At 61.5% G+C, this 26,114-nt stretch carries 23 protein-coding genes; 11 read left to right on the plus strand and 12 right to left on the minus strand.

All coding sequences use genetic code 11. From position 1 onward, the window contains the following. Positions 1-5: 5 nt before the first annotated feature. The 5 genes from pqqB to N005_RS17200 all read left to right on the plus strand — a co-directional run bounded on the left by pqqB (position 6) and on the right by N005_RS17200 (position 5,043). Positions 6-917 (plus strand): pyrroloquinoline quinone biosynthesis protein PqqB, encoded by a 912-nt coding sequence (gene pqqB / locus N005_RS17180; protein WP_047702307.1) that lies wholly within the window; start codon positions 6-8, stop codon positions 915-917. Positions 918-1,106: 189 nt separating this feature from the next. Further along, complete coding sequence (gene pqqC, locus N005_RS17185) at positions 1,107-1,859, plus strand: pyrroloquinoline-quinone synthase PqqC (protein ID WP_047702308.1); 753 nt, start codon at positions 1,107-1,109, stop codon at positions 1,857-1,859. Beyond that, on the plus strand, positions 1,856-2,131 hold the full coding sequence (gene pqqD / locus N005_RS17190; RefSeq protein ID WP_047702309.1) for a pyrroloquinoline quinone biosynthesis peptide chaperone PqqD: 276 nt from the start codon (positions 1,856-1,858) through the stop codon (positions 2,129-2,131). The genes pqqC and pqqD overlap by 4 nt, the downstream gene beginning before the upstream one ends. Then, positions 2,103-3,254 carry a pyrroloquinoline quinone biosynthesis protein PqqE gene (gene pqqE, locus N005_RS17195; RefSeq protein WP_047702310.1) on the plus strand — a complete coding sequence of 384 codons (1,152 nt, stop codon included), beginning with the start codon at positions 2,103-2,105 and terminating at the stop codon, positions 3,252-3,254. Before pqqD ends, pqqE begins: the two co-directional genes overlap by 29 nt. Then, positions 3,220-5,043 (plus strand): S9 family peptidase, encoded by a 1,824-nt coding sequence (locus N005_RS17200; RefSeq protein ID WP_047702311.1) that lies wholly within the window; start codon positions 3,220-3,222, stop codon positions 5,041-5,043. Before pqqE ends, N005_RS17200 begins: the two co-directional genes overlap by 35 nt. 122 nt (positions 5,044-5,165) lie before the next feature. On the opposite strand, the gene N005_RS28280 is transcribed toward N005_RS17200, so the two are convergent. The 11 genes from N005_RS28280 to bioB all read right to left on the minus strand — a co-directional run bounded on the left by N005_RS28280 (position 5,166) and on the right by bioB (position 18,284). Further along, positions 5,166-5,324 (minus strand): YqaE/Pmp3 family membrane protein, encoded by a 159-nt coding sequence (locus N005_RS28280; RefSeq protein ID WP_003177654.1) that lies wholly within the window; start codon positions 5,322-5,324, stop codon positions 5,166-5,168. A 330-nt stretch (positions 5,325-5,654) separates the two neighbouring features. Beyond that, on the minus strand, positions 5,655-7,433 hold the full coding sequence (locus N005_RS17210; protein ID WP_047702312.1) for an acyl-CoA dehydrogenase C-terminal domain-containing protein: 1,779 nt from the start codon (positions 7,431-7,433) through the stop codon (positions 5,655-5,657). A 254-nt stretch (positions 7,434-7,687) separates the two neighbouring features. Further along, a complete protein-coding gene (locus N005_RS17215; RefSeq protein ID WP_047702313.1) occupies positions 7,688-9,484 on the minus strand; it encodes an acyl-CoA dehydrogenase C-terminal domain-containing protein in 1,797 nt (598 codons plus the stop codon). 91 nt (positions 9,485-9,575) lie between these two features. Continuing rightward, positions 9,576-10,862 carry a GGDEF domain-containing protein gene (locus N005_RS17220; protein WP_047702314.1) on the minus strand — a complete coding sequence of 429 codons (1,287 nt, stop codon included), beginning with the start codon at positions 10,860-10,862 and terminating at the stop codon, positions 9,576-9,578. Positions 10,863-11,190: 328 nt separating this feature from the next. Then, positions 11,191-12,996 (minus strand): phenylacyl-CoA dehydrogenase, encoded by a 1,806-nt coding sequence (locus tag N005_RS17225; RefSeq protein WP_047702315.1) that lies wholly within the window; start codon positions 12,994-12,996, stop codon positions 11,191-11,193. A gap of 276 nt (positions 12,997-13,272) precedes the next feature. Beyond that, positions 13,273-13,569 (minus strand): hypothetical protein, encoded by a 297-nt coding sequence (locus N005_RS17230; RefSeq protein WP_047702316.1) that lies wholly within the window; start codon positions 13,567-13,569, stop codon positions 13,273-13,275. Positions 13,570-13,674: 105 nt separating this feature from the next. Next, entirely contained in the window at positions 13,675-14,355 is a 681-nt protein-coding gene (bioD, locus tag N005_RS17235; protein WP_047702317.1) for a dethiobiotin synthase, read from the minus strand. Beyond that, the gene (gene bioC / locus N005_RS17240) at positions 14,352-15,164 is read right to left on the minus strand and encodes a malonyl-ACP O-methyltransferase BioC (protein ID WP_047702318.1); all 813 of its coding nucleotides are present in this window, start codon (positions 15,162-15,164) and stop codon (positions 14,352-14,354) included. The genes bioD and bioC overlap by 4 nt, the downstream gene beginning before the upstream one ends. Next, on the minus strand, positions 15,157-15,888 hold the full coding sequence (locus N005_RS17245) for an alpha/beta fold hydrolase (protein ID WP_047702319.1): 732 nt from the start codon (positions 15,886-15,888) through the stop codon (positions 15,157-15,159). The genes bioC and N005_RS17245 overlap by 8 nt, the downstream gene beginning before the upstream one ends. Next, positions 15,881-17,059: an 8-amino-7-oxononanoate synthase gene (gene bioF, locus N005_RS17250; protein ID WP_047702320.1), complete on the minus strand. Its 1,179-nt coding sequence runs from the start codon at positions 17,057-17,059 to the stop codon at positions 15,881-15,883. The genes N005_RS17245 and bioF overlap by 8 nt, the downstream gene beginning before the upstream one ends. A gap of 169 nt (positions 17,060-17,228) precedes the next feature. Beyond that, a complete protein-coding gene (gene bioB / locus N005_RS17255) occupies positions 17,229-18,284 on the minus strand; it encodes a biotin synthase BioB (RefSeq protein ID WP_024779415.1) in 1,056 nt (351 codons plus the stop codon). Positions 18,285-18,375: 91 nt separating this feature from the next. On the opposite strand from bioB, the gene N005_RS17260 reads away from it, so the two are divergent. The 6 genes from N005_RS17260 (at position 18,376) to rarD (ending at position 25,335) form a co-directional block, all read left to right on the plus strand. Beyond that, complete coding sequence (locus N005_RS17260; protein WP_047702321.1) at positions 18,376-19,116, plus strand: ComFC family protein; 741 nt, start codon at positions 18,376-18,378, stop codon at positions 19,114-19,116. Positions 19,117-19,172: 56 nt separating this feature from the next. Beyond that, the gene (locus N005_RS17265) at positions 19,173-19,937 is read left to right on the plus strand and encodes a TOBE domain-containing protein (protein WP_047702322.1); all 765 of its coding nucleotides are present in this window, start codon (positions 19,173-19,175) and stop codon (positions 19,935-19,937) included. Positions 19,938-20,004: 67 nt separating this feature from the next. Beyond that, entirely contained in the window at positions 20,005-21,906 is a 1,902-nt protein-coding gene (locus N005_RS17270; protein ID WP_047702323.1) for a PhoX family protein, read from the plus strand. 231 nt (positions 21,907-22,137) lie between these two features. Next, positions 22,138-23,085, plus strand: a complete 948-nt coding sequence (locus tag N005_RS17275; RefSeq protein WP_047702324.1) for an IS110 family transposase — start codon at positions 22,138-22,140, stop codon at positions 23,083-23,085. 170 nt (positions 23,086-23,255) lie between these two features. After that, positions 23,256-24,230, plus strand: coding sequence for a serine/threonine protein kinase (locus N005_RS17280; protein WP_047702325.1), 975 nt, complete (start codon positions 23,256-23,258; stop codon positions 24,228-24,230). Between the two features lie 217 nt (positions 24,231-24,447). Then, positions 24,448-25,335 carry an EamA family transporter RarD gene (rarD, locus tag N005_RS17285; RefSeq protein WP_047702326.1) on the plus strand — a complete coding sequence of 296 codons (888 nt, stop codon included), beginning with the start codon at positions 24,448-24,450 and terminating at the stop codon, positions 25,333-25,335. A gap of 216 nt (positions 25,336-25,551) precedes the next feature. On the opposite strand, the gene N005_RS17290 is transcribed toward rarD, so the two are convergent. Further along, the gene (locus tag N005_RS17290; RefSeq protein ID WP_047702327.1) at positions 25,552-26,070 is read right to left on the minus strand and encodes a glycine cleavage system transcriptional repressor; all 519 of its coding nucleotides are present in this window, start codon (positions 26,068-26,070) and stop codon (positions 25,552-25,554) included. Between the last annotated feature and the right edge of the window lie 44 nt (positions 26,071-26,114).

Here is a 26,114-nt window from a genome sequence, read left to right on the forward strand (position 1 = left end):
CGGCCATGTTCGTCCAGATTCTAGGTTCCGCCGCTGGTGGCGGTTTCCCTCAGTGGAACTGCAATTGCACCAATTGCGCCGGCTTTCGCAACGGCAGCCTGCGGGCCCAGGCCCGTACTCAATCGTCCATCGCGATTTCCGATGACGGCGTGAGCTGGGTGTTGTGCAACGCCTCTCCGGACATCCGCGCCCAGCTCCAGGGCTTCGCTCCGATGCAGCCGGGCCGAGCCCTGCGGGACACCGGTATCGGCGCCATCATCCTGATGGACAGCCAGATCGACCACACCACCGGCCTGCTCAGCCTGCGTGAAGGCTGCCCGCATCAAGTCTGGTGCACCGACATGGTCCATGAAGACCTGAGCACGGGCTTTCCGCTTTTCAACATGCTGACCCACTGGAACGGCGGGCTGAGCTGGAACCGCATCGAACTCGACCAGAGCTTCACCGTACAGGCCTGCCCGAACCTGCGCTTCACCCCGCTGCCCCTGCGCAGCGCCGCGCCGCCCTATTCGCCACACCGCTTCGACCCGCACCCAGGGGACAACATCGGCCTGATCGTCGAAGACCTGCGCACCGGCGGCAAACTGTTCTACGCGCCGGGCCTGGGCAAGGTGGATGAGCCGCTGATGGAGATCATGGCCGGCAGCGATTGCCTGTTGGTGGATGGCACGATGTGGGACGACGATGAGATGCAACGCCGTGGCGTCGGCACCCGCACCGGTCGTGAGATGGGGCATTTGGCGCAGAACGGCCCCGGCGGCATGCTGGAAGTGCTGGAGCAATTGCCCGGGCCGCGCAAGGTGCTTATCCATATCAACAATACCAATCCGATTCTTGATGAAGATTCACCGGAACGGGCCGAACTTGTACGTCGAAAGATTGAAGTGGCCTACGACGGAATGAGTATTGAGTTGTAGGCGGAGCAGGACGATTGTGGGCTTGCAGCGTGTCAGCTGGGTTGATGATGGCTGGGCTGGCCCTATCGCGAGCAGGCTCGCTCCCACAGTAGTCCGAGTGCGCCACAGAACCCATGTGGGAGCGAGCCTGCTCGCGATGAGGCCAGCCCAGACACCACAGAACCCACGGTTATTCCCCGGAGAACCGCAATGATTGACACCCCCCTTTCCCCCGCCGAGTTCGAAGCGGCCCTGCGTGCCAAGGGCACGTATTACCACATCCATCACCCGTATCACGTAGCGATGTATGAGGGTCGTGCCACTCGCGAGCAAATCCAGGGCTGGGTCGCCAACCGCTTTTACTATCAGGTGAACATTCCGCTGAAGGATGCCGCGATCCTGGCCAACTGCCCGGATCGAGAGATCCGCCGCGAGTGGATCCAGCGCCTGCTCGACCACGACGGCGCACCCGGCGAAGACGGCGGCATCGAGGCCTGGCTACGGCTCGGCCAGGCAGTAGGGCTGGATCCCGATCAACTGCGCTCCCAGGAATTGGTGCTGCCTGGGGTGCGATTCGCCGTGGATGCCTACGTCAACTTCGCCCGCCGGGCCAGTTGGCAGGAAGCCGCCAGTAGCTCGCTGACCGAGCTGTTCGCCCCGCAGATCCACCAGTCGCGCCTGGACAGCTGGCCGCAGCATTACCCGTGGATCGATCCGACCGGCTATGAATACTTCCGTACCCGCCTGGGTCAGGCCCGCCGTGACGTGGAACATGGCCTGGCGATTACCTTGCAGCATTACACCACCCGCGCGGGCCAGGAGCGCATGCTGGAGATTCTCCAGTTCAAGCTGGACATCCTCTGGAGCATGCTCGACGCGATGAGCATGGCCTACGAATTGAACCGCCCGCCCTACCACAGCGTGACCGGACAACGGGTTTGGCACAAAGGAATCCCTTTATGAGTTTCGACCGCAGCAAAACCCCTCGCTGGCGCCCCGGCTATCGCTTCCAGTACGAACCGGCGCAGAAAGGTCATGTGTTGCTCTATCCTGAAGGCATGATCAAGCTCAACGACAGCGCTGCGCTGATCGGCGGCCTGATCGACGGTGAACGGGACGTCGCAGCCATCATCGACGCGCTGGCCAAGCAGTTTCCCGACGTGCCCGAACTCGGTGACGACATCGAGCAATTCATGGAGGTCGCCCGTGCAGAGCACTGGATCGAACTTGCCTGACCAGCCAGCGATCGGCTTGCCGCTGTGGTTGCTGGCGGAGCTGACCTATCGTTGCCCGCTGCAATGCCCCTACTGCTCCAACCCGCTGGACTTTGCTGAGCAGGGCAAGGAACTGAGCACCGAGCAGTGGTTCAAGGTCTTTCGCGAAGCCAGGGAAATGGGCGCCGCGCAGCTGGGCTTTTCCGGTGGCGAACCGCTGGTGCGCCAGGACCTCGCCGAACTGATCGGCGAGGCGCGCAAGCTGGGTTTCTACACCAACCTGATCACCTCCGGCATCGGTTTGACCGAACAGAAGATCAGCGACTTCAAGAAGGCCGGCCTGGATCATATCCAGATCAGTTTCCAGGCCAGCGACGAGCAGGTGAACAACCTGCTGGCCGGCTCGAAGAAAGCCTTCGCGCAGAAACTGGAAATGGCCCGGGCAGTGAAGGCCCACGGCTACCCAATGGTGCTCAACTTCGTCACCCACCGGCACAACATCGACAAGATCGACCGCATCATCGAGCTGTGCATTGCCCTTGAAGCCGACTTCGTCGAACTCGCCACCTGCCAGTTCTATGGCTGGGCGCAGCTCAACCGGGTGGGACTGCTGCCTACCCGGAAACAATTGGTACGTGCCGAACGCATCACCAACGAATACCGCGCCAGGCTGGAAGCCGAAGGGCATCCGTGCAAGCTGATCTTCGTCACGCCGGACTACTATGAAGAACGTCCCAAGGCCTGCATGAACGGCTGGGGCAGCCTTTTCCTGACGGTGACGCCGGACGGTACCGCGCTGCCTTGTCACGGCGCCCGACAGCTGCCGGTGCAATTTCCCAACGTGCGCGACCACAGCATGCAGCACATCTGGTACGACTCCTTCGGTTTCAACCGCTTCCGAGGTTATGACTGGATGCCCGAGCCGTGCCGCTCCTGCGATGAAAAGGAGCAGGACTTCGGCGGTTGTCGCTGCCAGGCGTTCATGCTCACGGGCGACGCCAGCAATGCCGACCCGGTGTGCAGCAAATCCGAACATCACGGGGTGATCCTCAAGGCCCGGGAAGACGCCGAGCATGCCACCCAGACCATCGAGCAACTGGCCTTCCGCAATGAACGAAACTCGCATCTCATCGCCAAAAGCTGACCCGTTCAGCGCCGCCCAGGCCGTTGCGGCGGGGATCGACTTCGCCGAGCTGCAGGTCGGCCCACTGGGCCTGTTCTGGAATGAATATCGCCCGGAAGACGGTGCCTGCCGGATCTGGCAATGGCAAGACGCCAAGGCCCGCTGCCTGACCCCGGACGGCTTCAGCGCGCGCAGCCGGGTCTATGAATATGGCGGTGGATCGTTCTGCCTGGGCGACAACGGCGTGCTGTTCGTCAACGACGCGGACCAGCAGCTGTACCACCAACTGTTGAGCGGCGAGACGCCCGTGGCGCTGACGTCGGGGGACTGTCGCTACGGCGATCTCAGTTTCGCCGCCGGCCAGGTATTGGCGGTGGAGGAACAGGCCAAGCGGCATCGCCTGGTCTCGATCGGCCTGGCAGATCGACAGCGGCACTTCTTGGCCGAAGGCGCTGACTTCTACGCCGCGCCGACTATGAGCCCCAACGGCCAGCGGCTGGCCTGGATCGAGTGGAGCCGTCCGCATCAGCCGTGGACGGCCACGCGACTGATGCTGGCCGAGCGCACCGCTTCCGGTTGGGGAGAACCACGCTGTGTGGCGGGCAACGCTGAAGAGGAATCCATCCAACAGCCGCGCTTCGACAGCACCAACCGCTTGTACTGCCTGAGCGATCGCGGCGGCTACTGGCAGCCGTGGGTTGAGTCGACCGACGGCTTGCAACCGCTGCCCTGCGCTGAAGCCGATCACGCTCCCGCGCCTTGGCAACTCGGTGGTTGTACCTGGCTGCCGTTGGATGGCACGACGTACCTGGCAAGCTGGACCGAAGCGGGTTTCGGGCGGCTTGGGCTGTGCCGCGAGGATGCTGGGCCGGAAGATTTCACCGGCGCCTACACCCGCTTTCGCAGCCTGGCGCTGGACGAGCGGTTCATCTACGCCATCGTCGCCTCACCGGTCAGCCCATCCGCCGTCATCGCGATTGAACGCAACAGCCACGACACACAGATCCTGGCCGGCGGCGTCGCGCCTCTGCCCGTCGAACAGATCAGCCGCCCGCAGACCCTGCACTATCCGTCGACCTCGGGCATGGCCCATGGGTTCTTTTACCCAGCCATGGGAGCGGAAACCAAGCCGCCACTGGTTGTATTCATTCATGGCGGCCCCACCTCGGCCTGTTATCCCCTGTTCGACCCGCGCATCCAGTACTGGACCCAGCGCGGCTTTGCCGTCGCGGACCTGAATTACCGTGGCAGCAGTGGCTATGGCCGGGCCTACCGGCAAGCGCTGCACTTGAACTGGGGCGTGGTAGACGTCGAGGATGCCTGCGCGGTGGTTGGCTACCTGGATGGACAGGGCCTGATCGATGGCCGCTGTGCGTTCATTCGCGGCGGCAGTGCCGGTGGCTACACAACGCTCTGTGCCCTGGCATTTCACGATGTATTTCGTGCCGGCGCCAGCCTTTATGGGGTCAGCGACCCGGTCGCCCTGGGCCGCGCCACGCACAAGTTCGAAAGCGACTACCTGGACTGGCTGATCGGCGACCCACAACGGGACGTCGAGCGTTACCGCGCCCGTACTCCGTTGCTACACGCCGACCAGATCCGCGCGCCGGTGATTTTCTTTCAGGGCGAACTGGATGCGGTAGTTGTGCCGCAGCAGACCCGCGATATGGTCAAGGCGCTGGAGAACAACGGCGTGACGGTCGAAGCGCATTACTACCCGGATGAACGCCACGGCTTTCGCAAGGCGGCGAACCAGGCCCATGCGCTGGAGCATGAATGGTTGTTCTATCGGAAGGTGATGGATCTGTAGGGAGATGAAGAATCTGTGGGAGCGACCCTGCTCGCGATAGCGCTGGATCAATCGACATCTACGTTGGATGACAGACAGCTATCGCGAGCAGGCTCGCTCCCACATGGGTTTTGCTGCAATGCTCAGCGCTTGGCGATGATATACACCGCATGCACGATGCCGGGAATGTAACCCAATAGTGTCAGCAGAATATTCAGCCAGAACGCCCCGCCGAAGCCGACTTGCAGGAACACGCCCAGCGGTGGCAACAGAATGGCGATGATGATGCGAATGAAATCCATGGTGGGCTCCTGATGGATGATGGCTACATTGCCACATAGCTCATTGACCCGTGACCGCTCGTCAGGGTTCAAACCATCAGTAATGAGTGCGAAGCCAGGCAGGAACAAAAAACGCAGGCAAAAGAAAACCCCGCCGAAGCGGGGCTTTGCAGACTGTTTCCCTGATATCCCTTTCACTCCACCATCCTGGTGGAATCCTACGTGTCCGTGTTGTTTCTCTGCGCATCCTGCGCGACGTCCATGTGAAGTAGATTAGCCTTGGATCCAATCGACCGATAGAGGGAAATCGACTTCACGTCATGTAAGCATTTGCTTACAAAGTGACATTTTTCAGAATTGCCCGGCTTCCAGCAGGAACAGCGACTCACTGCCAGCCTTCACCGAAGCACTCAAGGAATGAATCCGTGGCAGCAGGCGGGCGAAGTAGAACCTCGCAGTCCCCAGTTTGCTGGCGTAGAAGTCATCCTGGCTTTCCTTGCCCAGCGCCGCCTTGGCCATCAACGCCCACATATAGGCGTAGGCGGTGTAACCGAACGCCTGCAGGTACTCCACCGAAGCCGCGCCGATTTCGTTCGGGTTGCTTTTCGCCCGGTCCAGCAACCAGTCGGTCAGCTCATCCAAGGTACCGAGGGCATCATTCAACGGCTGGGTGAACTCGGCCAGATCGCTGCTCGCGGTGGCGGTGAAGTGGCGGATTTCGTCGGCGAACAGCTTGTAGAACGCGCCGCCGCTGCCGACGATCTTGCGCCCCACCAAGTCCAGCGCCTGGATACCGTTGGTGCCTTCGTAGATCTGGGTGATGCGCACATCACGCACCAACTGCTCCTGGCCCCACTCGCGAATGTAACCGTGGCCGCCGAAAATCTGCTGGCCATGCACGGTGGTTTCCAGGCCCAGATCCGTCAGGAACGCCTTCGCCACTGGCGTCAGCAACGCAACGAGGTCTTCGGCGCGCTTGCGAACGGCCGGGTCTTCGCTGAACTTGGCGGTATCCAGTTGCATTGCCACGTAGGTGGAGAATGCCCGCCCGCCTTCGTTCGAGGCTTTCATGGTCAACAACATCCGCCGCACATCGGGATGGACGATGATCGGGTCGGCGACTTTGTCCTTGTTCTGCGCACCGGTGGGAGAACGGCTCTGCAGGCGATCACGGGCGTATTCGATAGCGTTCTGGTAGGAGCGCTCTCCGGACGCCAGGCCTTGGATACCCACGCCCAGGCGCTCGTAGTTCATCATGGTGAACATCGCCGCCAGGCCTTTGTTCGGCTCGCCGACCAGATAACCCACGGCCTCATCGAAGTTCATCACGCAGGTGGCAGACGCCTGGATGCCCATCTTGTGTTCGATCGACCCGCAATTGGCCGCGTTGCGCGCGCCCAGGCTGCCGTCGGCGTTGACCATGAACTTGGGCACCAGGAACAACGAAATGCCTTTCGGGCCGGCCGGCGCATCCGGCAATTTTGCCAGCACCAGGTGAATGATGTTCTCGGTGAGGTCGTGCTCGCCGCCGGTGATGAAGATCTTGGTGCCGCTGACCTTGTAGGAACCATCGGCTTGGGGCTCGGCCTTGGTGCGAATAATCCCCAGGTCAGTACCGGCATGAGGCTCGGTCAGGCACATGGAGCCCGCCCAGATGCCGGCATACATGTTCGGCAGGTATGCCGCCTTCAACTCTTCGCTGGCGTGGGCATTGATCGACAGGCAAGCCCCGGCAGTCAGCATCGGGTACAGGCCGAAGGACAGGCTGGCGGAGTTGACCATTTCCTCGACCTGGGCCGAAACAGCCTTGGGCATGCCCATGCCGCCGTAGGCTGGATCGCCACCGACACCGACCCAACCGCCTTCAGCGTAAGTCTGGTACGCCTGTGGGAAACCTGCCGGCGTGGTGACGACACCGTTCGCCCAATGGCAGCCTTCTTCATCAGCCGCACGGCTGAGAGGCGCAATGCTTTTGCCGGTGACTTTGCCGGCCTCTTCCAGAATCGCTTCGACGGTTTCAGCGTCGACGGTCTCGGCCAGCGCCGGCAGCTCGGCCCAGAGTTTCGCGACCTCGAACACTTCATTGAGGACGAAGCGCATATCGCGCAGGGGCGCTTTGTAGTCAGCCATGGCAAACCTCGCAGGATCTAAAACAGTGGGTCCGTGGGAAAACGGTTTCGCAGTGGTCGGAGTGTACCTCAACAACTTTTGCGACACATAGGGTCAACCCATGACTGTTTTGTTATTTTTAGTCACCATCCGGAATTATCCATAAATCCCGTGGCGAGGAAGCCTGCTCCCGCTCGGCTGCACAGCAGCCCCATTGTGTGAGTACTGCGCACTCAAGCGGGAGCAAGCTCCCTCGCCACAGATGCTGCAACACATCAAAGGGCAAACAGCTCGGCCGGCAGATTCATCAGGCAGTCACTCCCCGCCTCGATGGCGGCCCGATGGGCAGCCGTGCGCGGCAACAGGCGCTTGAAGTAGAACTCGCAGGTCGCCAGCTTGCCTCGGCAGAAATCGGCATCGCCGCTACCACTGTCGAGTTGCGCCTGGGCCACCAGTGCCATGCGCAGCCACAGATAGGCCAGGATGAGGTAGCCGCTGTACATCAGATAATCCACGGAGGCGGCGCCCACTTCGTCTGGATTCTTCATGGCGGCCATGCCGACCCGGGTGGTCAGTTCGCCCCACTGCCGGTTGAGCCCGTCGAGTTGTGCGACGTAATCCTTGAGCTGCGGGTGCCCGGTATTCGTGGCGCAGAATGTATGGACGATCTTGGTGAACCCTCGCAGCAGCTTGCCCTGGCTGCCCAGCACTTTGCGCCCCAACAGGTCCAGGGCCTGGATACCGTTGGTGCCTTCATAGATCGGCGCGATGCGGCAGTCCCGCACCAACTGTTCCATCCCCCATTCGCGGATGAAACCGTGGCCGCCAAACACCTGCATGCCATGGTTCGTCACTTCCAGTCCGGTCTCGGTCATGAAGGCCTTGCAGATCGGCGTGAGGAACGCCAGCAGGTCCTCAGCCTCCTGACGGACGCTGTCATCGGCGCCCAGGTGCGCCATGTCCAGCAGTTGCGCGGTGAAGTAGGTCAACGCCCGATTGCCTTCGTTGAAGGCTTTCATGGTCAGCAACATCCTGCGCACATCGGGATGGACAATGATCGGGTCCGCGGCTTTCTCCGGCGCCTTGGGGCCGGTGAGCGAGCGCATCTGCAAACGGTCGTTGGCGTATCGGATCGCGCCCTGGAAGCTGGTCTCTCCCAGGCACAAGCCCTGCATGCCGGTGCCGAGCCGGGCATGATTCATCATGGTGAACATGCAATTCAGGCCCTTGTTGGGTTCGCCGATCAGGAATCCCTTGGCGTCGTCGAAATTCAACACGCAAGTGGCGGAAGCCTTGATGCCCATCTTGTGCTCGATCGAACCGCAGGTCACGCCGTTGCGCTCTCCCGCCTCACCCGTAGCGTCGGGCAGGAACTTGGGCACGATGAACAGCGAGATGCCCTTGGTGCCGGCGGGAGCGTCCGGCAGTTTGGCCAACACCAGGTGAACGATGTTTTCACTCATGTCGTGTTCACCGGCGGAAATGAAGATCTTGCTGCCGGAAATCCTGTAGCTGCCGTCGGCCTGGGGCGCGGCGCGGGTCTTGATGATGCCCAGGTCCGTGCCGCAATGGGCTTCGGTCAGGCACATGGTGCCGGTCCATTGACCGGCGGTGAGCTTGCTCAGGTAAGTCTGTTTCTGCTCTTCAGTGCCGTGGGCATGAATGGCCGACATGGCGCCGTGGGTCAGGCCCGGGTACATGCCCCAGGACGTGTTGCTGGAGGCGATCATTTCGCTGATGACCAGGCCCAGGGAACCCGGCAAGCCCTGGCCGCCATAGACCGGATCGGCGGCCAACCCGTGCCAGCCGCCCTCCACGTACTGTGCGAAAGCTTCTTTGAAACCTGTAGGCGTGGTCACCACACCGTTGTCGAAATGGCAGCCCTCTTCGTCGCCGGAACGATTGAGCGGCGCCAGTACGTTCTCACAGAAACGCGCACCTTCCTCGAGGATCGCGTTGACCATGTCCGGGCTGGCGTCGCTGGCCCCCAGTTCGGCATAACGGCCATGGAAATCGAAAACGTGGTCGATCAAAAAGCGCATGTCACGCAGGGGAGCTTTGTACTCGGGCATGGTGGTTTTCTCCGGTAGCAGATCGTTCAAACCTACTGCCGGCCACCGGGGCTCACAATCACAGTCCAGACGCTGAATGCGCCGTCATCACTCAACCCGCGGCGGTTTCCATGCGTACCGCGCCGCGGCGGTTCTGACCAAAGGCAACCACACAGTTGCGTCCGGCGCCCTTGGCGTTATAGAGGGCCTGGTCGGCGGACTTGAGAACTTCTTCAGGGGTACGCTGCTCGAGACGCTCCGCGACGCCGATGCTGACCGTTACCGATACGCTGGACGCACCCGCCCCGGAGCGGCGCTGGCGGCCTTGTTGGTCATCCTGGGGTCTGTCGGGATTGCGCAGTTGAATGGCGTAGGTCTCGATGGACTGACGGATGACCTCAAGATGAGGCATGCACTCGTCGATGGTTTTGCCTGCAAATACCAAGGCAAACTCCTCGCCACCGTAGCGATAAGCCCGACCACCGCCACCGATCTTCGACAGTTTGCTGGCCACCAGGCGCAGCACCTGGTCGCCCACGTCGTGACCGTGGGTGTCGTTGAATTTCTTGAAGTGGTCCACATCGCTCATGGCCAGTACATAGTTGCGACCCAGCCGTTGCATGCGCTCATTCAGCGCCCGCCGTCCCGGCAAGCCGGTCAGCTCATCCCGAAACGCCATCTGATAGGCCTCATGGGCAACCGCCGCCGCAATCATCAGCATCACCTGGCTGCACATGATGTTCAAGGTGAAGGGCAGGATGAAGGTTTTCGGCAACATCCAGAACAGCCCCAGCACACCCACCAGCTGCGCGGCGTGCAAGGGCCGGGGGTTGCGCCAGTATTGCCATGACAGCAACAGGAATACGCCGATGAACACTGGATAGGACAACTGGATCAGGCTCATCCACGCACCATGCAACGCCGGCCAGCGGATCTCTGAAAGCCACAGCAACAAGGCTTGGGGAAAGCTCTGCTCCAAGGCCAGGGCCACGCTGCCGAAGGCCAGCAGCACCGCAAAACGCGCCACCATATCCTGGAACAAGTGGGTGCGCTCCTGCCATGCCGCGAACAGGCCAAACAACAGCGGCAACAACAGGCAGACCAGGTGGAACACCACGGCGGCGTCTTCGCGCACCTTGCCGTTGTCCCGGTAGAAATCGGTCTGGGTGTCCAACAGGAAGTAGCCGATGTACACCGTAACCATCAGAAACAGCTCGCGTTGACGTCGGTAAACCGCGCAGTACGCGCCGCCCAACAGCAACACCAGGGTAGGAAGAACGTTGAACAACGAGGTGAAGAAGACGTTGAGATCCTTGACGTAGGCAGCCGCCAGCCCCGCCAGCAACAGCAGCAGCGAAGGTAGGAAATGACTGAAACGTACAGCGGAAGAACGCGGCAAGGGTAAAGCTCCAACCCGGCTGATCAAAGATGGCATTGTGCCTGCCATTGGGGCAATAAGGCACGAGAGATGTGACAGATGTCACACTGCCATCGCTGTAACGGCAGGAGGGAATATTTTCTTAGGGCTGGGCTGGATGAATATTGTTTCAGAATCAGTGCATACCCCTGTGGGAGCGAGCCTGCTCGCGATAGCGGTATATCAGACAGTATCTTGTCGACTGACACACCGCCTCGCGAGCAGGCTCGCTCCCACAGTTTTTCCGCGGGCATGAAAAAGCCGCTGCGTCCCGAAGGGAGCAGCGGCTTCTAGGAAGAACCGCTAAGGCTTAGTAGCCCAGTGCGAAGTCTTCTTCTTTCATGTCCATCAGGTTATTGGCACCCGACAACATGGCAGCCACGTGGGTACGGGTACGCGGCAGGATGCGCTGGAAGTAGAAGCGCGCCGTCTGCAGCTTGGCGGTGTAGAAGGCTTCTTCGGTGGTGCCGGCAGCCAGTTTTTCCGCCGCCAGACGCGCCATGTCGGCCCAGAAGTAGGCCAGGCAGGCGTAACCGGAGTACATCAGGTAATCCACCGAGGCCGCGCCGACTTCTTCGCGGTCCTTCATGGCTGCCATGCCGACCTTCATGGTCAGCTCGCCCCATTCCTTGTTCAGCGCGGCCAACGGCCCGACGAACTCCTTGACCGCTTCGTTGCCTTCGTTGCCCTGGCAGAACTTGTGGACGATCTTGGTGAAGCCCTTGAGCGCTTCGCCCTGGGTCATCAAGACTTTGCGGCCCAGCAGGTCGAGAGCCTGGATGCCGGTGGTGCCTTCGTACAGCATCGAGATGCGGCTGTCGCGAACGTTCTGCTCCATGCCCCACTCGGCGATGAAGCCGTGGCCGCCGTAGATCTGCACGCCGTGGTTGGCCGATTCGAAGCCGACTTCGGTCATGAACGCCTTGGCGATCGGCGTCATGAACGCCAATAGCGCATCGGCCTTTTTCTTCTCTTCTTCATCGACGCCGTACTTGACGATGTCGACCTGCTTGGCGGTGAAGTAGACCATCGCCCGGTTACCTTCGGCGAAGGCCTTCATGGTCAGCAGCATGCGGCGCACATCGGGGTGCACGATGATCGGGTCGGCAGCCTTGTCCGGCGCTTTCGGCCCCGTCAGAGAACGCATTTGCAAGCGGTCACGGGCGTATTTCAGGCCGCCCTGGAAACCGATTTCGGCGTGGGCCAGGCCTTGCAAGGCGGTGCCCAGGCGGGCGGTGTTCATGAAGGTGAACATGCAGTTCAGGCCTTTGTTCGCCGGGCCGATCAGGAAACCGGTGGCCGCGTCGAAGTTCATCACGCAGGTGGCGTTGCCATGGATGCCCATCTTGTGTTCGATCGAACCACAGCTCACCGCGTTGCGCTGACCGACAGTGCCGTCAGCGTTAGGCAGGAATTTGGGCACGATGAACAGCGAAATGCCCTTGGTACCGGCCGGAGCGTCCGGCAGGCGTGCCAGCACGATGTGGACGATGTTGTCGGCCATGTCGTGTTCGCCGGCCGAAATGAAGATCTTGGTGCCGGTCACCTTGTAGGAACCGTCGGCCTGTGGCTCGGCCTTGGTGCGCAGCATGCCCAGGTCGGTACCGCAGTGGGGTTCGGTCAGGCACATGGTACCGGTCCACTCGCCGGACACCAGCTTGGTCAGGTAGGCCTCTTGCTGCTCGGGCGTACCGTGCTCGGAAATCGTGTTCATCGCGCCATGGGACAGGCCCGGGTACATGCCCCACGACCAGTTGGCTTCGCCGACCATTTCGCTGACGGCCAGGCCCAGCGACTCCGGCAGGCCTTGGCCGCCATGCTCGACGTCATGGGCCAGGCTTGGCCAGCCACCTTCGACGAATTGCTTGTAGGCTTCCTTGAACCCGGTCGGGGTTTTCACGCCGGACTCGCTCCAGGTGCAGCCTTCGGTGTCACCCACGCGGTTCAGCGGAGCCAGCACCTGCTCACAAAACTTGGCGCCTTCTTCGAGAATGGCGTCAACCATGTCCGGAGTTGCGTCCTGGCAAGCCGGAAGGCTCTGATAATGCGCTTCATAGCCAAGCAGTTCGTCACGAACGAAGCGAATATCACGCAAGGGGGCCTTGTAGTCAGGCATAGCGATAACCTCTGCTGATGTAACCGGGGATGAACGACCGCGTGGATTTATTGTGACGGTCAAACAGTTGTTTGAAACATACGTTTACGCCTAAATCTTGTCAAGCGTCGATCTTTTGCCGTTCGTCATCGTCACATCGAAAAATGTCAGGCAAGTGAGTCCGGCGCGCTGTAAACCCACAGCCGTGCGTAGAAAAAGATTAGTTGAGCATGAAGGAGTCAGAGACGAAAACGCCGCGAATAGTCGCGGCGTTTTTTGCAAATCGGGAATTCAAGATCAAGCGAAGGTATCGATCAACGTACCCAGCATCTCGTTGGATGCCTTGGCTACATTCACGCCCGCTTGTACCTGGAACTTGCCCTGGGCCATTTCGACCATATTGCTGGTCAGGTCCGACTGCTGGCTGCGATCCACCGACCGCAGGCGATCGACCTGGACTTCGGACGACTGGCTGGTCACCGCACGCTCGATGGTGTTGTTGGCGATCTGGGAGGAGGCCTGATCGACGCGGTTCTGCCCTGTCTGAATAGTGCTCAGACCGGCATAGAATGCGGTATTTCCTGAGATTTCCATGGCAAGGCTCGTTTCTTGAAGGGTCGACGGAGCCATTGAATCAGAAGCAATAGAAAAAGGCCCGACAAAAACACTAATGGCACAGTGCCTTGTTATAGGTAAACCCTAATCCAGCAGGTCCAGATGCAGGTGCCCAGCCACGGCTTCCGCCGTCACGCCCTTGATTCGTGGCACCCGGCCCAGGCACGGTGCCGGAAGGCGCTCGGCGAGCGTGGCCAGGTTTTCCTCCAGGCGCGACGTCTTGGGGTCGACGATATTCGCCACCCAACCGGCCAATTGCAGCCCATCCCGGGCAATGGCTTCGGCGCTGAGCAACGCGTGGCTGATGCAGCCCAGCCGTACCCCTACCACCAGGATCACCGGCAGGCCCAGGGCCATTGCCAGGTCCGAGAGATTGTCCTGATCGGCCAACGGAACACGCCAGCCGCCCGCACCTTCAATCAAGGTGAAATCGGCTTGCAGGGCCAGTACGTCACGCATCGGCCCCAACAACGACTGAACCGTCAATGCCACGCCGGCTTCCCGGGCCGCCAGATGTGGTGCGATGGCCGGCTCGAACGCCACCGGGTTGACCTGGGCATACGTCAGTGGCACCGAGCATTCCGCGAGCAGGGCCAGAGCGTCGGCATTGCGTAGGCCTTTGGGCGTGACTTCGCAACCGGAGGCCACGGGCTTGCCGGCGGCGGTGCTCATGCCGGCCTGTCGTGCCGCGTGCAGCAAGCCAGCCGCAACAGTGGTCTTGCCCACGTCGGTGTCGGTGCCGGTGATGAAATAAGCCTGGCTCATAGGGATTTCTCCAGCACGGCGTAGACCACCTGATAGGTCGCGGGCAATCCTTCTGCCCGACGAAATCGCTCATAGGCTTCCATCATCCCCAGGATCCTCGCTCTGCCGGTCAACCCACCCGGGCGGCCGGGATTCAGATTATGAGCACCCAGGGATTTCAATTCATGGGTCAGGCTGCGTACGTCCGGGTAATACAACACATGGGGACGGTTCTCGAGGCTGACGACCTTCAACCCGCTTTCCATGCACAGCTGTCGATAGGTTTCGAATTCCCGGAAACGGTTGACGTGCACCAGGCCGTCCACCTGGCGCCAGCTGTCGCGCAATTCGTATAACGTACCGACACAGAGGCTGGTGAAGGCAAAGATCCCGTCCGGCTTCAGTACACGATGCACCTCACTCAACACCGAGGCAAAATCGGCACACCACTGCACTGCAAGGCTGGAGAACACCAGGTCGCAGCTCGACGCCTGCAAGGGCAAACGCTCCGCGTCACCGGCCACGAAATGCGCAGCCCCGCCCTGAGGCCGGGCATGAATGAGCATCCCTTCAGCGATATCCAGCGCAACGCCGCCCGCCACGCCGAAGCGCGCACCCAGCGCCCGGGTGAAGTGACCGGTGCCGCACCCCACGTCCATCCAGCGCCCCGGCACCAGCGAAGCAGGTAACTGCTGCAGCAACTGCTGACCGACGTCGCGCTGCAATTCGGCCACGCTGTCATAGCTGGCCGCCGCCCGGGAAAACGAAGCCGCCACCTGGCGCTTGTCAGGCAAGGCGCCGGGCAATTTGGGAAGGGATAGATCAGTCATCACCGGCCTCATGCAAAAAGGCCTGGATCGCCCCCGCGACACCGTGCGGGTCTTCCAGGAGGAATCCATGACCGGCCTGTTCGATCAGGCCGATTTCGACATCCGGCAACAATGCCAGCAGTTCACTCGCGGCCTCGGCCGGCACGAGGGCGTCGAGCCCGGCAAACAGATGCAGTTGCGGACCACGGAAGCGCTGCAAAGCGGCACGGGTATCCAACTGCGCCAGCACCTGCAGACCCGCCAACGACACTTCCGGTGCGGTGTTCGGTGCCCCGGCCAGTAGCAGCCTCGCCAACCCGCGGGGGTCGCTGCAACCCTGGGCACACAATAAACTGAAGCGTTTGAGGGTCTGGCGTGGATCGGCGGCACAGCCGGCGAGGAAGCCGTCGAACGTGTCTCTGGCCATCGCGCTCGGCCATTGTTCATGGGCCACAAACGCAGCATTGCTCGCCAGGGTCAGCAGCCCGCAGCAACGTTCGCCCCGGCGCGCAGCCAGCTCGGAGGCCAACATGCCGCCCAGGGACCAGCCGCCCAACCAGGCGTCCTGGGGCACGCAGGCGTCCAGTTCGTCGAGCCATTCTTCGGGATCGCTCGTGGTCAGGGCCGGCAACGGTTCGATCTCCACCCGCAGGTGTTCATCGAGCCCGTGCAGCGCAGCGGCCAGCGGCTCCAGCGGGGAAACGCCCAGACCCCAACCGGGCAGCAATATCAATCGATCACGCATGGCTTGCCTCCGGCCCCAGCAGGGCAAAACACTCGGCCAGTGCATTCAACAATAGTTGTACCTGGGCCTCGCTGTGGGCGGCTGTCAGGGTCACGCGCAAACGGGCGCTGCCGGCCGGCACGGTGGGCGGCCGTATTGCAGTGACCATCAGCCCCCGTTCGCGCAGCATCTGCGACAGGCGCATCGCTCGCCCGGCATCGCCGATCAGAATCGGCTGGATCGGCGTGAAGCTGTCCATCAGTTGCAGGCCGATCTGCTCCGCGCCATGACGGAACTGACGGATCAACACCTGCAGATGCTCGCGCCGCCAATGCTCGCTGCGCAACAGTTCAAGGCTTTTCAGCGTGGCGCAGGCCAGGGCCGGCGGTTGGCTGGTGGTGTAGATGTAGGGACGGGCAAACTGGATCAGGCTCTCGATCAGTTCTTCACTGCCGGCCACAAAGGCGCCAGCGGTGCCGAAGGCCTTGCCCAAGGTGCCGACCAGCACCGGCACGTCGTCCTGGCTGAGGCCGAAGTGTTCGACAATGCCGCCCCCGTTGGCGCCCAACGGACCGAAACCGTGGGCATCGTCGACCATCAACCAGGCGCCCCTGGCCTTGGCTTCACGGGCCAGGGCCGGCAGGTCGGCGATGTCGCCATCCATGCTGAAGACCCCGTCGGTGACCACCAGGGTATTACCGGTGGCCTTCTCCAGACGGCTGGCCAGACTTTGCGCATCGTTGTGCAGGTAACGGCTGAAACGCGCGCCAGACAACAGCCCGGCGTCGAGCAACGACGCATGATTGAGCCGGTCCTCCAGCACCGTATCGCCCTGCCCGACCAGCGCGGTCACGGCGCCGAGGTTGGCCATGTAGCCGGTGGTGAACAGCAGCGCCCGCGGACGACCGGTGAGATCGGCAAGGGCTTCCTCCAGGGCGTGATGCGGACCGCTATGGCCGATCACCAGGTGGGAAGCACCGCCACCCACTCCCCAACGAGCCGCTCCGGCACGCCAGGCTTCGATCACCTGCGGGTGATTGGCCAGGCCCAGGTAGTCGTTGTTGCAGAACGCCAGCAACGGTTGGCCATCCACCACCACCTCCGGCCCCTGTGGGCTTTCGAGCAGCGGACGCTGGCGGTAGAGGTTTTCGGCACGACGGGCAGCCAGGCGTGCGGCGAGATCGAAGGGCATGCTGGCCTCGGGGTGACCACTATTCAAAGATTGCAGGGTTCCCTTGTGGGAGCGAGCCTGCTCGCGATGGCGGTGTGTCATTCGACGTAAATATTGAATGCGCTATCGCCATCGCGAGCAGGCTCGCTCCCACAGGGCCCCCATTCCAAACAGAAAAATCGGGGATCGATCAGACAGCCGCGTTATAGAACTGCTCGCTGCTCTTCTGCTCCACCAGCGCCTGTTCAATCGCGGCCTGGTGCACTTCGTCGGCATGTTCTTCGCGGGCTTCGGGCTGGATGCCCAGGCGTGCGAACAATTGCATGTCCTTGTCGGCCTGCGGGTTGGCGGTGGTCAGCAGTTTGTCGCCGTAGAAAATCGAGTTGGCGCCGGCCAGGAACGCCAGGGCCTGCATCTGCTCGTTCATCGCCTCGCGACCGGCGGACAGGCGGACATGGGACTTGGGCATCAGGATCCGCGCCACGGCGAGCATGCGGATGAAATCGAACGGGTCGACGTCCTCGGCATTTTCCAGCGGCGTGCCGGCGACCTTGACCAGCATGTTGATCGGCACCGACTCCGGATGCTCCGGCAGGTTCGCCAGCTGGATCAGCAGGTTGGCGCGGTCGTCCAGGGACTCGCCCATGCCGAGGATGCCGCCGGAGCAGATCTTCATCCCGGAATCGCGCACGTAGGCCAGGGTTTGCAGGCGCTCGCTGTAGGTCCGGGTGGTGATGATGCTGCCGTAGAACTCCGGCGAGGTATCGAGGTTGTGGTTGTAGTAATCCAGGCCAGCCTGGGCCAGTGCCTCGGTCTGCTCCTGGTCGAGACGCCCCAGGGTCATGCAGGTTTCCAGGCCCATGGCCTTCACGCCTTTGACCATTTCCAACACGTAGGGCATGTCCTTGGCGGACGGGTGCTTCCACGCCGCGCCCATGCAGAAACGGGTCGAACCGATGGCCTTGGCACGCGCGGCCTCTTCGAGGACCTTCTGCACTTCCAGCAGTTTTTCCTTGTCCAGCCCGGTGTTGTAGTGACCGGATTGCGGACAATATTTGCAATCTTCCGGGCAGGCGCCGGTCTTGATCGACAGCAGCGTGGAAACCTGGACGCGGTTGGCGTCGAAATGCGCGCGGTGCACGGTCTGCGCCTGGAACAGCAGGTCATTGAACGGCTGGACAAAAAGTGCTTTGACTTCAGCCAAAGACCAGTCATGACGCAGGTTGGCAGTGGTGCTGGCGCTCATCGGTATTTCCTTGATTATGCTTGGCTGGCGACTGAGGGCACGCAATACCCACAGGCGCGACACGGATGTTCGGCATATTTAAGGAAGAGTCATGCGCTGTCAACCACGATACGAAGGACCGGTTTACATCTGGTTAAAAAACAAACAATCCTGCCTCCTGTGCGGCGACACCACCGATACGCAGCAGCCGATCTGCACACCCTGCGAAAGCGAATTGCCCTGGCTCGGTGATCAATGCGTCGTCTGTGCCCTGCCGCTGCCCATGGCCGGGCTGCGTTGCGGGCAATGCGCCGCGCAACCACCGGCCTTCGAGCGGGTCCTGGCGCCTTGGGCTTACGATTTCCCGGTGGACAGCCTGATCACCCGTTTCAAGCACCAGGCAAAATGGCCTCTCGGTCGACTCATGGGCGAACTGTTGGCGCAATCGCTGCAACATCATTTCGATGAAGGCCTGGAACGGCCCGACGCTCTTGTCCCGGTGCCGCTGGCAGGACGACGCCTGCGCCAGCGCGGCTTCAACCAGGCGACCCTGCTGGCGCGTTGGCTCGGCGCTGCGTTGCAACTTCCCTGCGAAGAGCACCTGCTGCTGCGCACCCACGACACCCCGGCGCAACAGGCACTCGATGCCAGGGCCCGGCGCCGGAATCTGCGCCAGGCCTTCACACTCGCGCCCGATGCTCCATTGCGCAACCGTCATCTGGCCCTGGTGGACGATGTACTCACCACCGGCGCAACCGCCCAGACGCTGGCCCAACTGCTGCTCGACGGCGGTGCCACCCGGGTCGATGTGTATTGCCTGGCGCGCACGCCCAAACCCGGTGAACCGGCTTGACGCGCGGCGACCGAGGCGCCAACGTCATTCATTCACCCTCGCGCACAGTTTCCGCCATGTCCTTACCCACGCTTCTGACCCAACACATTGTCCGGCGTCCACAACGCATCGCCCTGTTGCAGCACATCGCCGAGCAAGGCTCCATCACCCGTGCTGCCAAGAGCGCAGGGCTGAGCTACAAGGCGGCGTGGGACGCCATCGATGAGTTGAACAACCTGGCGAACCAACCGTTGGTGGAGCGCAGCGTCGGCGGCAAGGGCGGCGGTGGTGCCAGGCTATCGGAAGAAGGGCAGCGGGTGCTGCGCCTGTACCTGCGCCTGCAAACCTTGCAGGCGCAGTTGCTGGAAGCGAGCGAAGACGCCGGGGACTTCGGCCTGTTGAGTCGCCTGATGCTGCGCACCAGCGCCCGCAATCAGCTGCACGGCAAAGTCCTCGGCATCGAAACCCAAGGCCATAACGACCGGGTGCGCCTGGAGTTGGCCCGTGGCCTGGTCATCGATGCGCAGATCACCCACGACAGCACGGTACGCCTGGAACTGGCTATCGGCACCGAGGTGGTTGCGCTGATCAAGGCCGGCTGGCTGGAACTGTTTCCAAACGGGCCTTTGGAAACATCGGGCATGAATGTTCTGCAAGGCGTCATCGAGCATATCGCCACGGCCACCGACGGTCCCAGCGAAGTGCGCATCGGCTTGCCCAATGGCCAGACCCTCTGTGCCCTGGCCGACCCGCTCCAACTGCAAGCGCGCCACCTGAACACCGGTTCACCGGTGCAAGTGGTGTTTTCAGCAACGAATGTGTTGCTCGGGACCCCGCTATAAGCGCACTGAAACAAAAGCTTCATCGACCCGCTTTAAGGTGACTGCCAAAACCAGCAGGGAGCCTTAGATGAGCTTATTAGAAGAAAACCAATCCACCGACCTGGAAAAGATCGTCGGCCTGAGCCGCCGCAGCTTCATCAGCGCCGGCGCCCTGTGCGGCGCGGCGATGTTCCTGGGCGGCAACCTGCTCAGCCGCAGCGCCCTGGCCGCCGCCGTCAGCGAAGGCAACAGCAAGTTGCTGGGCTTCGACAGCATCGCCGCCGCCACGACCGACACCCTCACCCTGCCGCCCGGCTACAAGTCCTCGGTGCTGATCAGTTGGGGCCAGCCCTTGCAGAAGAACGCCGCCGCATTCGACCCCAGTGGCAATGGCACCGCCCGCGACCAGGAAATGCAATTCGGCGACAACAACGACGGCATGAGCCTGTTCCCGTTCCCTGGCGACGAGAATCGCGCGCTGATGGCGATCAACAACGAATACACCAACTATCGCTACCTCTTCGCCCATGGCGGCCAGCCGCAGTCGGCCGAAGACGTGCACAAGGCCCAGGCCAGCGAAGGCGTATCGGTGATCGAAGTGAAGCGCCAGGGTGGCCAATGGCAGTTCGTCCAGGGATCGCGCTACAACCGCAGGATCCATGGCAACACGCCGATTGAACTGAGCGGGCCGGCGGCCGGACATCAACTGCTGAAAACCAGCGCTGACAAGAGCGGCAAGAAAGTCCTCGGCACCTTCCAGAACTGTGCCAACGGCATGACGCCGTGGGGGACTTACCTGACCTGCGAAGAAAACTTCACCGACTGCTTTGGCAGCAGCACGTCCGATCTGCAGTTCGATGAAGCGCAAAAGCGCTACGGCGCCACCGTCACCAGCCGTGAGATCAACTGGCACCTGTTCGATCCGCGCTTCGACCTGGCGAAGAACCCCAACGAACTCAATCGCCATGGCTGGGTGGTGGAAATCGATCCGTTCGACCCCGAGTCGACGCCAGTGAAGCGTACCGCCCTGGGCCGTTTCAAACATGAGAACGCCGCCCTGGCACAAACCAAGGATGGTCATGCCGTGGTCTACATGGGCGACGACGAGCGTGGCGAATTCATCTACAAATTCGTCAGCCGCGAGCGCATCGATCACAAGAACCCCAAGGCCAACCGCAACCTGTTGGACCACGGCACCTTATATGTGGCGCGCTTCGACGCCGGCGACGGCAACCCGGACCATCCGAAAGGCAAGGGCCAGTGGATCGAGCTGACCCATGGCAAGAACGGCCTCGATGCCGGCAGCGGCTTCGCCGACCAGGCCGAAGTGCTGATCCATGCGCGCCTGGCTGCCAGTGCCGTGGGCGCCACACGGATGGACCGCCCGGAATGGATCGTGGTCAGCCCGAAAGACGGTCAGGTCTATTGCACCCTGACCAACAACGCCAAGCGCGGCGAAGACGGTCAACCGGTGGGTGGCCCCAACCCTCGGGCCAAGAACGTCTATGGACAGATCCTGCGCTGGCGCACCGACCGCGACGACCACGCATCCATGACCTTCAGCTGGGACCTGTTCGTGGTGGCCGGCAATCCGACCGTACATGCCGGCACGCCGAAAGCAGGTTCCTCCAACGTCAACCCGCAGAACATGTTCAATAGCCCCGATGGCCTGGGTTTCGACCAGGCCGGCCGGCTGTGGATCCTCACCGACGGCGACGTCAGCAACACCGGGGATTTCGCCGGCATGGGCAACAACCAGATGCTCTGCGCCGATCCCGACAGCGGCGAAATCCGCCGGTTCATGGTCGGGCCGGTGGGCTGCGAAGTGACTGGCATCAGCTTCGCGCCGGACCAGAAGGCCTTGTTCGTCGGCATCCAGCACCCTGGCGAAAACGGCGGTTCGACCTTCCCCGAGCACCTGCCCAACGGCAAGCCGCGCTCGTCGGTGATGGTGATTACCCGTGAGGATGGCGGCATCATCGGCGCCTGATAAGGCCCCATCGCGAGCAGGCTCGCTTGTATGGTAGGACTTGAAGGGAGGAGGAGGGACAAGGCTCGATTCTGACTGTTAGCCGCAGTACAGACCGTGGGAGATATCACCCCTCCTCCTTTCACCCAAGCGCCGATAAAGAATGCATCTGGCCTAGACCGACGATAGGAACAAGCCTGCGCCTCTGGGTGACCCCTTCAAGTGTTCAAACCTTAGCCCGGAGGACTTTCAATGGCAATGCCCGTCGCCATCACCCAGTCGATCGTAGGTGTCGATGTCGCCAAGGACGAGTTGGTGATTTATCACGCCGAATCTGATCGACTCGAAACGATCCCCAACACTAAAGCTGCGATCAAGAAGTGGCTCAAGGCATTGCCCGCGCCAGTGGATGTTGCCATCGAAGCCACCAATATCTATCACCAGGAATTCGTCAATCTGGCTTATGCGCAAGGCTGTGTGATCTATGTGATCGACGGTTACGAGCTCAGTCATTACCGCAAAGGTGTGAAGATTCGCGCTAAAACTGATGCGCTGGATGCTCGATTGCTGGCTCGCTACTTGAGCAACGAAGGCCACCTTCTGCACCCATGGACTCCACCATCGCCGCTGTATTGCCGGCTTATAAGCCTTTTCCGACGCCGGGCAGCTTTGGTTCAAGCACGTGTCAGCCTCAAGCAAAGCTGGGCGAACGAACCGTTGCTCAAAACGGCGTTCGAGAACCAGATAGCTGCAATGCAGAGACTGGAAACCTTGATCGACAAAACAATCCAGACGCAGTTGGAACAAGCCGGTTTGGCTCATCAGCTCAAGCGCTGCATGAAAGTCGAAGGCATCGGCTTGTTGAGTGGTGCCCGTTTAATCACGTCGTTTCAGCGTGGGGACTTCAGAAATGCCGATGCTTTCATCGCTTTTCTGGGCTTGGACTTGCGAATAGCGGACTCGGGGAAAAAGAAGGGGCGCCGTTGCTTGTCTAAACGAGGTGATCCAGAGGCGCGTCGTTTGCTGCACAACGCCGCAATGTCGGCGAGCCGCACCGCGGCGTGGAGGGGATTTTATGAGGCCCTAAGGGCTCGAGGACTTAGCACAACCCAAGCACTGGTGGCACTGGCCCGCAAACTGGCGCGAGTGGTATTCGCTCTGTTGAAGAACCAGAGCGAATACCTACCAAAATGCATCTAGGGGGCTAGTCCTGCACCATAGAATCTCCCACAAGGATCAGCAACATTGAAGATCCAATGTGGGAGCGAGCCTGCTCGCGATGGCTTCAGCACAGCCGCCACCTATCTGCCTCCGTCTGCGCTACCATGCTGGGCCGGACGCGGCAGCCCTGCCGCTGCGCAGGAGTCAGCATGTCCCATCCGTTCGAAACCCTCACGCCCGACCTGGTGCTCGATGCCGTAGAAAGTATCGGTTTCCTCAGCGACGCCCGTGTGCTGGCCCTCAACAGCTACGAAAACCGTGTCTATCAGGTCGGCATCGAAGACGCCGAGCCGCTGATCGCCAAGTTCTATCGTCCCCAGCGTTGGACCAACGAGGCGATCCTGGAAGAACACCGCTTCACTTTCGAGCTCGCCGATTGCGAAGTCCCAGTGGTGGCACCACTGGTTCACAACGGCGCCAGCCTGCACGAACACGCCGGGTTTCGCTTCACCCTGTTCCCTCGGCGCGGCGGCCGTGCACCGGAGCCAGGCAACCTCGACCAGTTGTATCGCCTGGGGCAATTGCTCGGGCGCCTGCACGCGGTAGGCGCCAGCCGTCCGTTCGAACACCGCGAAGCCCTGGCGGTGAAAAACTTCGGCCATGACTCACTGGCGACCGTGCTGGAAAGTGGTTTTGTCCCCCGCGGCCTGCTTCCGGCCTACGAGTCGGTGGCAAGGGATCTGCTCAAGCGTGTCGAAGACGCCTACGCTGCCACGCCCCACCAGAACATTCGCATGCACGGTGACTGCCACCCGGGCAACATGATGTGTCGCGATGAAATCTTCCACATCGTCGACCTCGACGACTGTCGCATGGGTCCGGCGGTGCAGGACCTGTGGATGATGCTGGCCGGCGACCGCCAGGCATGCCTGGGCCAGTTATCGGAATTGATGGATGGCTACCAGGAGTTCCATGACTTCGACCCACGGGAACTGGCGCTGATCGAACCCCTACGCGCCCTGCGCCTGATGCATTACAGCGCCTGGCTGGCACGGCGCTGGGACGACCCGGCGTTTCCCCGCAGCTTCCCGTGGTTCGGCAGCGAACGCTATTGGGGTGATCAGGTACTGGCGTTGCGCGAACAACTGGCGGCGCTCAATGAAGAACCGTTGAAGTTGTTCTGAAGGGCGCAGCCCCGACTATCACCATAAGTCCTTGTGGGAGCGAGCCTGCTCGCGATGGCGGTGCATCAGTCCAAACAGCTACCGACTGACACACCGCCATCGCGAGCAGGCTCGCTCCCACTGGAAGATTTGCGTTGTCGCCTATAAAGGTTCACCCCCAACCTGACAAATCTACTTACAATCACTCCTTTGTTAGCTGCCTAAGCAAGGATTCTGCATGCAAGCCGCCAATCCGCGTCGCGGGTATATCCTGGGCCTGAGTGCCTACATCATCTGGGGCTTGTTCCCCATCTATTTCAAAGCCATCGCCAGCGTGCCGGCCGTGGAGATCATCATCCACAGGGCGCTGTGGTCGGCGCTCTTCGGTGCGGCGCTGCTGATGGTCTGGAAACACCCGGGTTGGTGGCGCGAGCTGCGGGACAATCCGCGTCGCTTCGCGATCCTGGCCTTGAGTGGCACATTGATCGCGGCCAACTGGCTGATCTACGTCTGGGCGGTGAACAACGGTCGCATGCTCGAAGCCAGCCTGGGTTATTACATCAACCCGCTGGTGAATGTGTTGCTGGGGATGCTGATCCTCGGCGAACGGCTGCGGCGCATGCAATGGCTGGCGGTGGGGTTGGCGGCGGTTGGCGTAGCGCAGCAGGTCTGGCAGGTCGGCAGTTTGCCGTGGGTGTCCCTGGCGTTGGCGTTGACCTTCGGCTTCTACGGCCTGATTCGCAAGCAAGCCCCGGTCAAGGCCTTGCCAGGGCTGGTGGTGGAAACCTGGATGCTGGTACCGATCGCCATCGCCTGGTTGCTGTTCAATCCGACGGCCACCAGTGCCCAGGCAGCCTTCTGGACCACCTCCGAAGCCTGGTGGCTGGTGGCGGCCGGCCCGGTGACGCTGGTTCCGCTGGTGTGCTTCAACGCCGCCGCCCGGCACCTGCCCTACACCACACTGGGATTTCTTCAGTACATCGCACCAACATTGGTGCTGCTGCTGGCAGTGCTGCTGTTCGGCGAGCACCTGTCGTCCAGCACCTTGGTGGCATTCCTGTTTATCTGGGCCGGGCTTGCGGTATACAGCGTCGACGCCGTGATCAGTATGCGTCGACGCAACTGATCAAAAATCGTACACCCCTCTACAGGCCACGCCGGACGTGGCCTGCGTTGATCGGCCCCAAGGTTATCCACAGCGTCATCCCCGCCGGTTGTGCACAAGCCCTTGAAAACTGGCGATATTTTGATCATCGCCAGCAAAGGCACGCCGGGCCTGGGCTGGCGTCGGGTCTCTACAGGTTATCCACAGGGAGGTGCAGGTTTTTCTTGGATAACCGCGTCACCCCTCATCGCTGAGTTTAAGTTCCACCATCAATTCATCGGCCAGGGTTTCCAGACGTTCCTGCAAGGTGTCCAACGACAGGGTCAGCGGCACGCCCAGGATGGCTTCGGCGTGAAACAGCAATTCGCTGCTCATCGGCGCCGGCCCGACATGGGTCACCAACCGCTCGACATTGACGCCCTGCTCACTCAACAAGCGGGTGATGTCCCGCACGATGCCGGGACGGTCGTTACCCACCAGCTCCATGGCAATGGGTTTCCAGCTGCAGGACTCCTCGATCGTGCTCTCCGCGATGAGCACGCGGATGCCGTGGATCGACAACCCCTGCAAGGCTTCGATCAGTTCCTCATGGGCTTCGGCCGGGGCGCTGAGACGCAGGATGCCAGCGAACTGCCCGGCCAGATGCGACATGCGGCTTTCCAGCCAGTTACCGCCGTGCTCGGCAATGCATTGGGCGATGCGCTCGACCTGCCCGGGTTTGTCCGGAGCAAAAACAGTGATGACGAGATGGTCCATGGCGCAGCCCTCTTGTTGTGAGAAGCAAGAGTATAGGCAAGCCA

The sequence above is a fragment of the Pseudomonas mediterranea CFBP 5447 genome (assembly GCF_000774145.1).
Lineage (GTDB): Bacteria > Pseudomonadota > Gammaproteobacteria > Pseudomonadales > Pseudomonadaceae > Aquipseudomonas > Aquipseudomonas mediterranea.

What these genes read in the sequence shown, in the direction of transcription:
- pqqB (WP_047702307.1), top strand. Translation starts at nt 6, where the DNA reads ATGTTCGTCCAGATTCTAGGTTCCGCCGCTGGTGGCGGTTTCCCTCAG.
- pqqC (WP_047702308.1), top strand. Translation starts at nt 1,107, where the DNA reads ATGATTGACACCCCCCTTTCCCCCGCCGAGTTCGAAGCGGCCCTGCGT.
- pqqD (WP_047702309.1), top strand. Translation starts at nt 1,856, where the DNA reads ATGAGTTTCGACCGCAGCAAAACCCCTCGCTGGCGCCCCGGCTATCGC.
- N005_RS17200 (WP_047702311.1), top strand. Translation starts at nt 3,220, where the DNA reads ATGAACGAAACTCGCATCTCATCGCCAAAAGCTGACCCGTTCAGCGCC.
- N005_RS28280 (WP_003177654.1), bottom strand. Translation starts at nt 5,324, where the DNA reads ATGGATTTCATTCGCATCATCATCGCCATTCTGTTGCCACCGCTGGGC.
- N005_RS17210 (WP_047702312.1), bottom strand. Translation starts at nt 7,433, where the DNA reads ATGGCTGACTACAAAGCGCCCCTGCGCGATATGCGCTTCGTCCTCAAT.
- N005_RS17215 (WP_047702313.1), bottom strand. Translation starts at nt 9,484, where the DNA reads ATGCCCGAGTACAAAGCTCCCCTGCGTGACATGCGCTTTTTGATCGAC.
- N005_RS17225 (WP_047702315.1), bottom strand. Translation starts at nt 12,996, where the DNA reads ATGCCTGACTACAAGGCCCCCTTGCGTGATATTCGCTTCGTTCGTGAC.
- N005_RS17230 (WP_047702316.1), bottom strand. Translation starts at nt 13,569, where the DNA reads ATGGAAATCTCAGGAAATACCGCATTCTATGCCGGTCTGAGCACTATT.
- bioD (WP_047702317.1), bottom strand. Translation starts at nt 14,355, where the DNA reads ATGAGCCAGGCTTATTTCATCACCGGCACCGACACCGACGTGGGCAAG.
- bioC (WP_047702318.1), bottom strand. Translation starts at nt 15,164, where the DNA reads ATGACTGATCTATCCCTTCCCAAATTGCCCGGCGCCTTGCCTGACAAG.
- N005_RS17245 (WP_047702319.1), bottom strand. Translation starts at nt 15,888, where the DNA reads ATGCGTGATCGATTGATATTGCTGCCCGGTTGGGGTCTGGGCGTTTCC.
- bioF (WP_047702320.1), bottom strand. Translation starts at nt 17,059, where the DNA reads ATGCCCTTCGATCTCGCCGCACGCCTGGCTGCCCGTCGTGCCGAAAAC.
- bioB (WP_024779415.1), bottom strand. Translation starts at nt 18,284, where the DNA reads ATGAGCGCCAGCACCACTGCCAACCTGCGTCATGACTGGTCTTTGGCT.
- N005_RS17260 (WP_047702321.1), top strand. Translation starts at nt 18,376, where the DNA reads ATGCGCTGTCAACCACGATACGAAGGACCGGTTTACATCTGGTTAAAA.
- N005_RS17265 (WP_047702322.1), top strand. Translation starts at nt 19,173, where the DNA reads ATGTCCTTACCCACGCTTCTGACCCAACACATTGTCCGGCGTCCACAA.
- N005_RS17270 (WP_047702323.1), top strand. Translation starts at nt 20,005, where the DNA reads ATGAGCTTATTAGAAGAAAACCAATCCACCGACCTGGAAAAGATCGTC.
- N005_RS17275 (WP_047702324.1), top strand. Translation starts at nt 22,138, where the DNA reads ATGGCAATGCCCGTCGCCATCACCCAGTCGATCGTAGGTGTCGATGTC.
- N005_RS17280 (WP_047702325.1), top strand. Translation starts at nt 23,256, where the DNA reads ATGTCCCATCCGTTCGAAACCCTCACGCCCGACCTGGTGCTCGATGCC.
- rarD (WP_047702326.1), top strand. Translation starts at nt 24,448, where the DNA reads ATGCAAGCCGCCAATCCGCGTCGCGGGTATATCCTGGGCCTGAGTGCC.
- N005_RS17290 (WP_047702327.1), bottom strand. Translation starts at nt 26,070, where the DNA reads ATGGACCATCTCGTCATCACTGTTTTTGCTCCGGACAAACCCGGGCAG.